This window comes from Candidatus Omnitrophota bacterium, from assembly GCA_041650805.1.
Classification (GTDB): Bacteria; Omnitrophota; Gorgyraeia; order 2-01-FULL-45-10; family 2-01-FULL-45-10; genus JBAZKM01.
Genome location: JBAZKM010000011.1, coordinates 1 through 13,000 on the forward strand (window position 1 = coordinate 1; position 13,000 = coordinate 13,000).

A 13,000-nucleotide genomic window follows, 5' to 3' on the forward strand; every position below is an offset into this window, starting at 1 on the left:
TTCTATGATAGCAGAGGAGAAAATACGATGAAGTATGCGTGCGACATATGCGGAGCGGACGATGCGGTGGAGGTACCGCACGTCAGGGAATATACGGGCGGACAGGTGATACATATCTGTAAGTCCTGCGGCTTCGTATATGTGAGGGAACGCAGGACGCATAAAGAGATAGCCGACGTATGGTCGAAAGAGCTCTTCGGGAAGGGAAAGGGTTACACTTCCCGGACACCCCTCATGCTCGCAAGGCATAACTATGTGGCGGAATTTATAGACCAGGCGGCAGGCCTCCGCGGGAAAGTGGTATGCGACATAGGCGCAGGGGAGGGACAGTTCCTGAATATAGTAAAGAAGGATTACGGCGCCGAGGCCTTCGGCATAGAGCCGTCCGGCGATAATTGCAAGACGCTCGCAGGGCTGGGCATACCGTACTTCAACGGGACATGCGAAGAATATGTCGAGAAGAGATCCCCCTCGAAAGAGATCGACATAGTGACGATGATGTGGACCCTTGAGAATTCCACGTCCTGCAATGACCTCATTAAAGGGGCCTGGGATATATTGAAGGACGGCGGATACATCGTCGTCGCCACCGGCAGCAGGATACTGGTGCCTTTTCAAAAACCTCTCGATATGTACCTTAGTAAAAACCCGGTCGATGCGCATTGCTTCAGGTTCAGCATGAGATCCCTATCCTCGATACTCGCAAAAAATAAGTTCAGTGTATCGAAAATAAATGATTATTTGAATGACGGCATACTCTGCGTCATAGCCCGGAAGACGGATAAGGCCTCCGGCATCAAAAAAGACGATCATAAAAAGGTAGTGGAATTCTTCGAAAAATGGCATAATGAGACGAAGTATTTTAAAGGTCTGTCATAACCAAAAGGCGAGAGGTAAAGGACGATGAAAGAGACTATATTGCAGGAGATCAAAGAGGCGGTCTTCAGGGGGGACAGGGGCGGCGTGGAAAAGGCGACCAAGGCCGCGTTAGGCCAGGACCTGGGTATAAAAACGATCCTCGATGACGGCCTCATCGCGGCGATGGGCGTCATAGGGGAGAATTTCAAGGCCAACCGCATATTCATACCGGAGGTCCTCATCTCGGCGAAGGCGATGCAGGCGGGCACGGCCCTCCTCGAGCCGCATTTTGCGAAGAGCGGCATAAGGCCCATAGGAAAAGTGGTGATAGGGACCGTCAAGGGTGATCTTCACGATATAGGAAAGAATATAGTCGGGATGATGCTCAAAGGTTCATGCTTCGAACTGATAGACCTGGGTATCGATGTCGCGCCGCAGAAGTTCGTCTCCGTTGTAAAAGACGGGAACGCGGGCATCATCGCGATGTCTTCGTTGCTCACGACGTCGATGGGGGCGATGCGCGATACCATTAATTCCTTGAAAGATTCAGGCCTTCGTGATAAAGTTAAAATCATGGTAGGCGGCGCGCCCGTGACGGAAGAGTTCGCCAGAGAGATCGGCGCCGACGCCTACGCCAGGGACGCAGCTACCGCCGTCGACAAGGCGAAAGAGCTGCTTAAAAGATAGGGTCAAGGGTCATGGGTCAAGATAAAATTTTTTACTTGACCCTTGCTGCTTGACCCTGACACAGCTACAACGAGGCACTGAATGCCCCTTTTCCCCCGAAAACCCAAATATACTATCGTCAAGGTCTCCAAAAAACGGGACATCCCGGAGGACTTATGGACGAAGTGCGAAGAGTGTAAAGAGCTCATATATAATAAAAAACTCGAAGAGAACCTGAAGGTCTGCCCGAAATGCGGTTTTCACTTCACCATAGGGGCCCGGGAGCGCGTGAAGTCGCTCGTCGATGAAGGAAGTTTCGAGGAGACGGATGCGGTCATGGAGTCGCTAGACCCGCTCATCTTCGAAGGGCCGAAGACCTACAAAGAGAAGGTGAAGAAGGACCAGGAGATCACTTCTCTGAAAGAGGCGGTCATTACCGGCGATGCCGCGATCAACGGAGAAAAGGTGGTCCTGGGTGTCACCGATTCCAGGTTCATCATGGGCTCCATGGGTTCCGTAGTAGGCGAGAAACTCACCCGGGCTATCGAACGCGCGACCAAGACGAAGAAACCGCTTATCATCATCTCGGGTTCCGGGGGCGGGGCCAGGATGTATGAAGGGATGTATTCGCTCATGCAGATGGCCAAGACATCGGCCGCATTGAGCAAGATGAACGAAGCGGGCGGGCTCTTCATATCCGTATTGACCAATCCCACCATGGCCGGTATTATGGCAAGCTTCGCCTCTCTCGGCGATATAATCGTCGCCGAGCCCAAGGCGCTCATAGGTTTTACGGGGCCGCGGGTCATCGAACAGACGATACGCCAGAAATTGCCGCACGGGTTCCAGAGATCGGAATTTCTGCTGCAGCATGGCCTCATAGACATGATCGTCCACCGGAAGAATATGCGCGATACGCTGTCGAAGCTGGTGAGCTACCTGGCATGACCAAAGGCCGGATCATCCTCCTGATTTTTGCAATATCCCTGTCCCTGGTGTCGGCAGGCGTCTATTTTTTATCTTTCGGCATCTCCGAAAAGATATACGATAAGGCGATGTGCTACTACATTGCCAGGCATCTTACAGATGGCGCGGATACGTTCGAAGAGAAGATAGCTTCCATCAGGGGTTTTGTCCACGAGAACGTGCATCCGATAGCCGGCTATCCCAACAGGCTGGACACGGTGGGCATAGAGAAGCTGACCTCCGGCATAGGATGGTGCGACCAGCAATCACGCGTATTCATGGAGATCGCAAGCGGCGCCGGGATAGCGACGCGGCTTCTTTTCCTGAAGATAGAGGGCGGGGCTTCGCCGCATACGGTCGCCGAGGCCCTGGCCCCGGACGGCAGATGGGTCATAGTAGATACCGGATATGACCTTGACCTGCGGAACAGGTCCGGCTCCTGCGCAAGCCAGGATGAGATAAGGATGGATCCGGCGATAGTGTCGGAGAACGAAAAGGTGCGCCGCAGGGCCCCGACAGAGACACGGTGGGCAGACGGGAAGTATCTCTCCATTTACGCCAATACGCCGGAATATATCGTTACAAGAAAGAGGATGAAGTTCGACATCCTGAAGGCCGTGCCGCTATCCTGGATAAGGCCATTTACCGCGGCCATAAAGGACAGATACCTTGACCGCACGCTCACCCCATTAAAAGATATTTACGCCTCCGCGATGGTCCGGGCCCGCGGGTATCAACTCCTGGGTCATTATAAGAAGAGCGACGCTTTATATGAGAAGATAATAGCATCATCGGGCGATTATCTGCTTGCGCGAAAAGCGGAATTTTATTATGCGCTTTCGCTTAAAGAGAGAAATATGCACAGCGAGGCCCTGGGCTACATCACCGATACCCTCCGTACGCATCCGGGCCATCCGTACCTCAAGTATCTGTACAGAATGAGGGCATCGATATTCGATGGACTGGGCAGGAGGGAAGAGGCGGAAGCGGACCTGGCGGGGATAGGATACGATCTCGACGCATAGAGGATTTTGGTTACTTCTTTTATCAAATATGGTAGCATAATATCCGCTATGGCACAGGTAAGCCTACAGAACGTCTCAAAGAGATTTCCGGGAAATGTCTGGGCTATACGCGATATAAACCTGGGCATCGAGAATAAAGAGTTCATGGTCTTCGTCGGTCCCTCCGGATGCGGAAAATCCACAACCCTCAGGATCATTGCCGGCCTGGAAGAGTCCACCGGCGGAAATGTCTACATAGGCGGCCGACTCGTTAACGATCTCCCCCCAAAAGACCGGAATATAGCCATGGTCTTCCAGAATTACGCCCTCTATCCCCACATGACCGTCTATGATAACATGGCCTTCGGCCTGAAACTGCGTAAGTACCCGAAGGCGGAGATCGACTCCAGGGTCAGGGACGCCGCCGCCATCTTAGGCATAGAGAAACTGCTTTACAGGAAACCGAGGGAGCTCTCCGGCGGCCAGCGGCAGCGCGTGGCGGTGGGCAGGGCGATCGTAAGAAAACCGCTCGTATTCCTCTTCGATGAGCCGCTCTCCAACCTCGATGCCAATATGAGGATGCAGATGAGGGCCGAGATAAAGAAGCTCCACATGCGGCTTCAGACCACCATGATATATGTGACGCATGACCAGACCGAGGCCATGACGATGGGGGACAGGATCGCCGTCATGAAGGACGGGTATATCCAGCAGATAGCCGACCCCATAACCTTATATGATAAGCCGGTCAACAGGTTCGTCGCCGGTTTCATAGGCAACCCCCCTATGAACTTTGTCAGGGGCACGCTCTTCAAAAAGAACGGTAAACCATACTTCAATGAAGGATCTTTCCAGGTCAAGGTGATCGACTCGATGATGGCGCCGTTGGCGAAATATATGGATAAAGAGGTCATCTTCGGCATAAGGCCGGAAGATATATATGATAAACTCTTCGTCTCCGAAGCCCCCCCTGAAAATACGATAAAGGCCAACTGCGAGATAATCGAGCCGATGGGTTCCGAGGTCCACCTTTATCTTAATACCGGGAAGAGTTCCATGATCGCGAAGGTAGACGGTCATGCCAAGCCCACTCTTAACCAGGATATCGATCTCGTCCTGGATATGTCAAAGGTCCATTTCTTCGACAAAGAGACGGACTCGACCATAATTTAGGATATTTTTACCACTGCGACTCGCATGACACATTACCGCGATAAGTCACTCTGCGGCGTTCTTACGGTCACCCTTTCAATAGTCGCGGCCTGTCTTCTCGTATTATCTTCATCGCATAATACCCCGCGCACCCCGTTCTTTTCCGGCCTGTTCGGAAGCGCTATATTCATATTCAATATAGCCATACTGTGCGGATGGATGGCATACGGGAAGGGCGGAGGCGCGGCATCCACCGTCTTGGCCGTCATCATAGCCTTCTTCGAGGTGCTCCGTTCCGGGCAGTACGGATATCTTCTCTTCATCGTCTCCTTCTTCCCCGTGACGTTCGCGGGATACGCGTACTATAAGGCCAACCTCAGTATAGAGAACTTATATGCCTTGAAGTCGGAAAAGCTCGAAGAGGACATGAACCTTCTCGCAAGCTATGCCGGCGATAAACACAGGAGCATAACTGCCCTTGAAGAGAAATTAAAGAAATACTCCATCCTTAAGGAGGTCACGGAAAGGTTAAGCGCCCTACTCTCGCTCGAGGATATAAACAAATTATTAACGGAGAAGGTGGCCGAGACGATCGGAAAGAGCGGGAGGGTGCTCCTCTTCCTGGTGGACTTCGAACGGCAGGAGCTGATGCTTTCGGCCTCCTCTCTGGGCGCAGGCGATCCCAAGGTAAAGACGAAGAGGGGGGATCCGTTCGACTACTGGGTATTGCGCCACAGGAAACCGTTGATCGTGGAAGATATAACGAAGGATTTCAGGTTCCCGATAGACGAAAGCGAGAAGGCGGCGTCGTATTTCAGGTCGCTGATAAGCGCCCCGCTCATAAGCGCCAATAACGTCCTCGGTGTCCTGCGGGTGGACAGCCGGCGCGAGTTCTCATATACACAGGAAGACCTCAGACTGCTCGACATATTGTCCGACCTGGGCGCAGTGGCCGTGCAGAATGCCATCCTGTACGCCAGGACGCAGGAGCTCGCCATAAAGGACGGCCTGACGGGCCTCTTCCTCAGGCGCCATTTCATGGAGCGCTTAAGGGAGGAGTGCAGGCGCGCCGCCAGGAAAAAGGGGTCGCTGTCGGTCATAATGATGGATATAGACCATTTCAAGGAATATAACGACAGATACGGTCACACTGCGGGAGACCTTGTCCTGAAGCACCTGGCGGGCATCGTGACCTCTGGCATACGCGAGGGTGACATGGCGGCCAGATACGGCGGGGAAGAGATCGCGGTGCTCCTTCCCGGGGCCGACAGGAGATCGGTCACCCTTACTGCGGAGGCGATCAGGAAGAGGGTAGAAGAGAACCATTTTGTTCTCAGGCGGCAGAAGATGCCGATCACGGTCTCCATCGGGATATCGACTTATCCGCAGGAGGCGGTGCTGGAAGAGGAGCTTATACGGATCGCCGACGAACGGCTCTATAAAGCCAAGATCGGCGGGAGGAACCGGCTATGCGCGGATTGATGATAGCGCTGCACGGCTTAACGGCCATAGCGGCGCTGGTCATATTTCATATACTGTACTCTCTGCACAGGATCGACTACCCTTTCATAAATATAGTGCTCCTTATCCTATCCCCGGCCGGTTATCTTTACCGGAGGCCCTTCTCTTACATGGCGCTGGCAGGGGCCTGGGCCCTTCTCTTCCCGCTCTTCTTTTTTGTATACAGGATAGATATCGTGAATGCCGCGCTCCCTCTCCTTATATTCAGCGGCATGACAGCCGGTTTTAACGGGTGCAGGGTCATGATGCGGAAGACCATAGCCATACGCGGCCGTGAAGTGAAGTATAAGGAAGCGGAAAAGGCGGACCTGTCGGGGAATTTCGAAGAGTTGAGCGAAGCGGAGGATGCCGTAAGGAATAAGGAGCTCGTCATCGTCAACCTGTATGAGGCCACTAAGAAGATGTCGGCAAGCCTCACGTTCGAAGACATCTTCAGGATATTCAGCACATTGATGAAGGACCATTTCACCTTTTTGAGAAGCGAGCTCGTGATCCTGAAGACGGCCGACGGCCACCCTGCGGCAGGCAGGTCGTATCATATGCAGGGCCCCGATACAGGTGATGACCGCGTATCAGAAGTCGACTACGGGGAACTTGTCAGGGCCTCTTCGGAGCATAATAAGGCCGTATACATAACGAGACAGGACGATGCGCCGTTATTTGACCGGCTGAAACTGGGGCAGGAAGCGGACAGTATTATGATGATGCCGTTCCTGAGCGGGAAGAAGACAGTGGCGGTCCTTGCGGTAGAGAACCTTCCGCAAGGCGATTTCGAACGGCTTGTCATACTGGCTGCGCAATTTTCGCTTGAGATGAAGAAGATACTTCTCTATGAGAAGGTAGAAGAGATGGCCATCACCGACGGCCTGACGGGGCTATACGTGAGGAGATATTTTCTCGAACGCCTGGACGAGGAATTAAGCCGTTCGAGGCGGCACAGGTTCAACTTTGCGTTCCTGATGTGCGATATAGACAATTTCAAACACACCAATGACACATACGGTCACCTTGTCGGGGACGTCGTCCTGAAAGAGGCGGCCCGTATCATGAAGGGGAGCATACGGGAGATCGACCTTGCCGCCAGGTACGGCGGAGAGGAATTTTCTATGATATTGCCGGAGACCGATGCGGCAGGCGCGCTGGTGGTCGCCGAGAGGATACGGAAGAAGATAGAGGACAGCACATTCAAGGCGTACGACGAGAGCATAAAGGCGACGATAAGCATAGGCATTGCGATGTACCCGGAAGATGCGAAGTCCGCCGATGACCTGATAGAAAGATCGGACGCCGCGCTATACAAAGCCAAACGTTCGGGTAAAAATGTTGTATGCGCGTATGGGAAGTAGTATAATAGAGCTTTAAAAATAGGGTCAAGAAAAAACGGGGGGTTATGAAATTATTCATAGATACCGCTAATATCGAAGAGATACGGGAGGCGAATGCGCTCGGCATAGTGGACGGTGTAACGACGAACCCTACCCTGATAGCCAGGGAAGGCAAGGACTTCATATCGACGGTCAAAGAGATATGCGCGATAGTGGACGGCCCTATAAGCGCTGAGGTGATAAGCCTGAAGGCCGACGAGATGGTAAAGGAAGCTCAACAGCTTTCAAAGATACATAAAAACATCGTAGTGAAGATCCCCATGACCGCCGAAGGCCTCAAGGCGACGAAGGTGCTCTCGGGGGACGGTGTAAAGACGAATCTTACGTTATGCTTCTCACCCGCGCAGGCGCTCCTGGCGGCAAAGGCCGGCGCCGCTTACGTCAGCCCGTTCATAGGCCGTCTCGATGATATAGGCCAGGTCGGCATGGATCTCATAAGGGATATCAGGACCATATTCTCCAATTACGGTTTCAAGACCCGGATCATCGTAGCGAGCGTGAGGAACCCGGTTCATGTGCTGGAAGCGGCCAAATTGGGAGCGGACATAGCCACGGTGCCGTACGGTGTCCTGATGGCGCTCGTGAAGCATCCACTGACCGACGCCGGGATAGAACGGTTCTTAAAGGACTGGAAGAGTGTTCCGAAGAGATAGAACAGGGTATAGGGTATCGGGTATAGGGTATAGTCCGAAGTTCATAGCTCTCGGCTTTGGGCTTTGGGCTCTGTGCTCTGTGCTTCCTGCCAAGGCCTCCGCGGAAGAACCTCCGTCAAAAGAACCCATCGTCGTCAACGGCGACACCGTCGAATACCTGCACGAGAAGAAAGAGGTCACCGGTTCCGGCAACGTATCCATAACCTATAAAGACGTATTGCTCACCTGCGACAAGATAACGGTCCACCTTGATACAAAAGACGCCATAGCGGAAGGGAACGTAAAGATAACCCAGAAAGAGTCCTACTTCACCGGCGAAAAGATATTGTACAACTTTGACAAGAGGACGGGGGATATCGTGAACGGTTATATCAATTCGAAACCGTTCTACGGCAAGGCCGACGAGATAGCAAAGGTAAGCGAAAAAGAGATAAAGCTGGACCGCGGTTATGTGACTACCTGTGAGCTCGAGAAACCGCATTACCGCGTACAGGCAAGGCAGGTGAAGATATACCTGGAAGACAGGGTCGTCGCCAAACATATACTCTTCTTCGTAGGCAACGTGCCCATAATGTACTTCCCGTATTATGTGCAGCCGCTCAAGGAGCAGACCGCCCACGCCACGATACAGGTAGGGAAGGAGAGCGAGTGGGGCTACTACGTCCTCACGTCATACAGGTACTATTTCAGCGAGATATGCAACGGGAAGTTCCTGGTCGACTACAGGACCAAAAAGGGGCTGGCGGAGGGTGTAGATAATAAATACAGGATCAACGGCCTCGGGGATGGTGTAGTCAGATTTTACTATACCAACGAGAACGACAGCACCGCTTACGACCGCGAGGGCGACACCCAATCCAAGTACAGGGTCCAGGTCAGGCACAAATGGGACATGGGCAATGATACCGTTGCCACGCTTGAGCTCAATAAGGTCCGCGACCAGAATTTCGTGAAGGACTACCTCTACAAGGAATATGAGGAAGCAGGCGACCCGGACAACTACCTCTCGTTCATAACGACAAAAGATAATTACACCATAAGCCTCCTTTTCCGTAAGAGGATGGATAAGTACTTCGATGTCGTGGAACGCCTGCCCGAATTCAAGATCGAGATACCGAACAACCGGCTGACGGAAAAATTCCCCATTTACTACAAACAGGAGACGGCGGGCGTCTACCTGAACCATACCTTCCCCGAGACGGACCTGGAAGACCAGAAGGACGTGAGCACGATACGATTCGACACGTATCACCGGCTCTCATATGCGTCGAAATTGCTGGGGTCGTTGAGCGTTACGCCCTATGCGGCCATACGGGAGACGTACTATTCGAAGAACAGGTGGGGCACCACGAATGTGGACCGCACCGTATTCTCGGCCGGCCTGGACAACTCCATAAAATTTTACAGGATCTACGATGTGCAGACGTCGTATCTGGGGCTCGATATAAACAAATTGAGGCATATAATAACGCCCACCGCCAATTACTACTTCACATACCAGCCGACGGTCTCTCCCGACAACCTTAACCAGTTCGATGAGGTGGACTCGATAGCCGCCAATAACGGCATACAGTTCGCGATAGAGAATAAACTACAGACGAAGAGGCCCGAGGGGAAAGATGGGCCGCTCAAATCCGTGGACCTCGCCACGCTCATAGTCAGCACCGACTACGCCTTCCGCCTGGAGAAAGGGAGCGCAAGCTTCAAGTCGCAGAAGTTCCAGAGCATAGAGTTCCAGCTGGAGTTGTCGCCCTATCCGTGGCTCTATTCGATAGTGAAGATGAGCGTCGACACGAAGCGCCAGCTCATACAGTCCGAGAGCGTCGACCTTGTTGCGAGGTGGGCTGACAGGTGGTCGCTCGGGCTGGGCCACCGTTTTGAGGATGTCGAGTCGGGGAGGAGCAATTTTGCCACTCTCGATTTCATCTATAAGATAAACGAAAAGTGGAAGGTCCGCGCCTATGAACGGTTCAATATGCTGGACGGTTCTTTCGAAGAGCAGGAGTACACAGTATACAGGGACCTCCACTGCTGGGTCGCGGAATTGACCTACAACACAAAGACGTATTCGGACGACCAGACCATCTGGTTCGTGATGCGCCTCAAGGCCTTCCCGGAATACCCGATAGGGTTCAAGCGCACTTATTACCGTCCGCAGTTCGGCTCCACAGGGAATATGTAGCCCTCTTCGATTTTTATATTGTAATTTTTCATACCCCCATGATATAATTTTAACCTAATTATATACTATAACCATATATAGATAGGGGAAGAGACGCGATGAATATCTGCATAATCGGCTCAGGGTATGTAGGACTGGTGACGGGCGCCTGCCTCGCCGACCTCGGCAACACCGTGATATGCGTAGATAAGGACGAAGCGAAGATAAAGAGGCTTAAGTCGGGCAAGATGCCTATTTATGAGCCCGGCCTGGAAGAGCTTGTCATGCGCAACAGGAAAGAGAAGCGCCTCTCTTTCGGGACGAGCATAAGGGAAGGCGTGAAGAAGTCCGAAGTGATATTCATCGCGGTCGGCACGCCCTCCAAGAACAGCGGCGAAGCCGACCTCGCCTTCGTGGAGGGCGTCTCTAAAGAGATCGCCCTATCCATGCCCTCCTACCGGCTCATAGTCGAAAAGTCGACCGTCCCGGTCAATACCGGGGAGTGGGTAGAGCACACCATCGGCGTATTCAACAAACGCAAGGTCAAGTTCGACGTGGCCTCCAACCCGGAGTTCCTGCGCGAGGGTTCCGCGCTGGATGATTTTATGCACCCGGACAGGGTCGTGATAGGGGTCAAGTCGAAGAGGGCGCGCGACATCCTGACAGAACTGTATAAACCCCTGTCCGTGCCGCTGGTCATCACGGACATAAGATCGGCAGAGCTCATCAAACACGCTTCCAATTCATTCCTCGCCGCAAAGATATCCTTTATCAACGCGGTGGCCGATATATGCGACCTCGTGGGGGCGGATATCTCGGAAGTCGCCAGGGGCATGGGTCTCGACAGGAGGATAGGTAAGGATTTTCTCAATGCAGGCATAGGGTTCGGCGGTTCGTGCTTTCCGAAAGACCTCTCCGCGTTCCTCAGGATAACGGAGAAGCTGGGGTATGATTTCGGGATGCTGAGAGAGGCCCAGAAGGTGAACGAAGACCAGAAGACGTTCCTTATGAAAAAGATCGAAGGGCTCTTATGGAACGTATCCGAGAAGACGATAGGCGTCCTGGGGCTCTCGTTCAAACCCAATACCGATGATATACGGTACTCGCCGGCGCTGGGCATGATCTCGATCTTCCTGAAAGAGGGCGCCAGGGTAAAGGTCTATGACCCGAAGGCGATGGAGAAGGCTAAAAAGGTCCTGAAGAAGACGGTGAAGTTCTGCAAAAACCCGTATGAAGTCGCCCGGGGCAGTGATTGCCTGCTGATAGCCACCGAGTGGAACGAGTTCAAAGAGCTCGATTTCAAAAAGGTCAGGGGATTGATGCGGCAACCGGTCATAGTCGACGGCAGGAATATTTACGATCCCGTCGAGATAAAGAAGCTGGGTTTCAGATATACGGGAGTGGGGAGGAGCTGAAGAATGGTCATGATCGACGGAGTGAAAGTGAAGAAGCTGAAACTGATACCCGATGAGCGCGGGCGGCTCATGGAGATGCTGCGCAGCGACGAAGATATCTTCAAAAAATTCGGCCAGGTCTACATGACCACCGCCAAGCCCGGCGTCGTCAAGGCGTGGCATTACCACAAGAGACAGACGGATAACTTCGTCTGCGTCCACGGGAAGATAAGGCTGGCCCTCTACGACTCCCGCAAGAAGTCCCCGACGTACGGCCAGGTGAACGAGTTCACCCTGTGCCTCGAAGACCCGATACTCGTGCAGATACCGGAGATGGTCTACCATGGTTTCAAGGGAGTGAGCGATTGCGAATCGATAGTGATAAATACCCCTACCAGGCCTTATGATCACAAGAAGCCGGACGAATACAGGATAGACGCTTACGAGAACGATATACCGTACGATTGGAGAAGATGACCATGAAGATAAAAGGCGTGATTTTGGCGGGCGGCCTGGGGAAGCGGCTCTTCCCGCTCACGAAGATAACGAATAAGCACCTCCTGCCGGTATACTGCAAGCCGATGATCTATTATCCGATACAGACGCTGGTCGATGCCGGCATAACGGAGATATTGATCGTGACGGGCGGTATGCACGCCGGAGAGTTCCTGCGGTTATTGGGTAACGGCGCGGAATTCGGCCTCAAGCATATAAACTACACCTACCAGGAAGGCGAGGGGGGTATAGCCGAGGCACTCGCGCTCGCCAAACACTTTGCCGACAACGACAGGATAGTCGTCATACTGGGGGATAATATAATAGAGAAAGATATACGGAAGCCCGTGGAAGAGTTCAAAAGGCAACCCGCCGGCGCAAGGATACTCATAAAGAAGGTGGAGGACCCGGACAGGTTCGGCGTCGTAGAATTCGACGGGAAGAGGATCGTCTCCATAGAGGAGAAGCCCAGGAAGCCGAAGTCCAACTACGCCGTTACGGGCATATACATGTACGATAACCGTGTCTTCGACATCATACGGACGCTGAAGCCGTCGCGGCGCGGAGAGATGGAGATCACGGACGTCAATAACGCATACCTGAAAAAGGGAGAGTTGTCCTACAGTGTATTGAACGGCTGGTGGACCGATTCCGGGACGTTCGATTCGCTCCTTAGGGCGAATAACTTAGTAGCGAAGAAAGCCGGGAGTTCGGAGTTTGGAGTTGGGAGGAAAAGAAAATAATA

Annotated in this window: 12 protein-coding genes; all 12 read left to right on the forward strand. The window is 52.9% G+C overall.

Annotated elements, in window-relative coordinates; all coding sequences use genetic code 11:
- Window positions 1-879: methyltransferase domain-containing protein (locus tag WC515_07610; GenBank protein ID MFA5147224.1), on the forward strand; the 879-nt coding region annotated here is incomplete at its 5' end.
- A 24-nt stretch (window positions 880-903) separates the two neighbouring features.
- On the forward strand, window positions 904-1,545 hold the full coding sequence (locus tag WC515_07615) for a corrinoid protein (GenBank protein ID MFA5147225.1): 642 nt from the start codon (window positions 904-906) through the stop codon (window positions 1,543-1,545).
- 81 nt (window positions 1,546-1,626) lie between these two features.
- A complete protein-coding gene (accD, locus tag WC515_07620) occupies window positions 1,627-2,472 on the forward strand; it encodes an acetyl-CoA carboxylase, carboxyltransferase subunit beta (protein MFA5147226.1) in 846 nt (281 codons plus the stop codon).
- The gene (locus tag WC515_07625) at window positions 2,469-3,515 is read left to right on the forward strand and encodes a transglutaminase domain-containing protein (GenBank protein MFA5147227.1); all 1,047 of its coding nucleotides are present in this window, start codon (window positions 2,469-2,471) and stop codon (window positions 3,513-3,515) included. The genes accD and WC515_07625 overlap by 4 nt, the downstream gene beginning before the upstream one ends.
- A gap of 48 nt (window positions 3,516-3,563) precedes the next feature.
- Window positions 3,564-4,667, forward strand: coding sequence for a sn-glycerol-3-phosphate ABC transporter ATP-binding protein UgpC (ugpC, locus tag WC515_07630; protein MFA5147228.1), 1,104 nt, complete (start codon window positions 3,564-3,566; stop codon window positions 4,665-4,667).
- Between the two features lie 24 nt (window positions 4,668-4,691).
- Window positions 4,692-6,128: a sensor domain-containing diguanylate cyclase gene (locus WC515_07635; protein ID MFA5147229.1), complete on the forward strand. Its 1,437-nt coding sequence runs from the start codon at window positions 4,692-4,694 to the stop codon at window positions 6,126-6,128.
- Window positions 6,116-7,513, forward strand: a complete 1,398-nt coding sequence (locus tag WC515_07640) for a GGDEF domain-containing protein (protein MFA5147230.1) — start codon at window positions 6,116-6,118, stop codon at window positions 7,511-7,513. The genes WC515_07635 and WC515_07640 overlap by 13 nt, the downstream gene beginning before the upstream one ends.
- A gap of 44 nt (window positions 7,514-7,557) precedes the next feature.
- A complete protein-coding gene (fsa, locus tag WC515_07645) occupies window positions 7,558-8,205 on the forward strand; it encodes a fructose-6-phosphate aldolase (protein MFA5147231.1) in 648 nt (215 codons plus the stop codon).
- A gap of 79 nt (window positions 8,206-8,284) precedes the next feature.
- The gene (locus WC515_07650; GenBank protein MFA5147232.1) at window positions 8,285-10,387 is read left to right on the forward strand and encodes an LptA/OstA family protein; all 2,103 of its coding nucleotides are present in this window, start codon (window positions 8,285-8,287) and stop codon (window positions 10,385-10,387) included.
- Between the two features lie 98 nt (window positions 10,388-10,485).
- Window positions 10,486-11,781, forward strand: a complete 1,296-nt coding sequence (locus WC515_07655) for a UDP-glucose/GDP-mannose dehydrogenase family protein (protein MFA5147233.1) — start codon at window positions 10,486-10,488, stop codon at window positions 11,779-11,781.
- 9 nt (window positions 11,782-11,790) lie between these two features.
- Window positions 11,791-12,237 (forward strand): dTDP-4-dehydrorhamnose 3,5-epimerase family protein, encoded by a 447-nt coding sequence (locus WC515_07660; GenBank protein ID MFA5147234.1) that lies wholly within the window; start codon window positions 11,791-11,793, stop codon window positions 12,235-12,237.
- 8 nt (window positions 12,238-12,245) lie between these two features.
- Window positions 12,246-12,998, forward strand: coding sequence for a sugar phosphate nucleotidyltransferase (locus tag WC515_07665; GenBank protein MFA5147235.1), 753 nt, complete (start codon window positions 12,246-12,248; stop codon window positions 12,996-12,998).
- Window positions 12,999-13,000 lie beyond the last annotated feature (2 nt).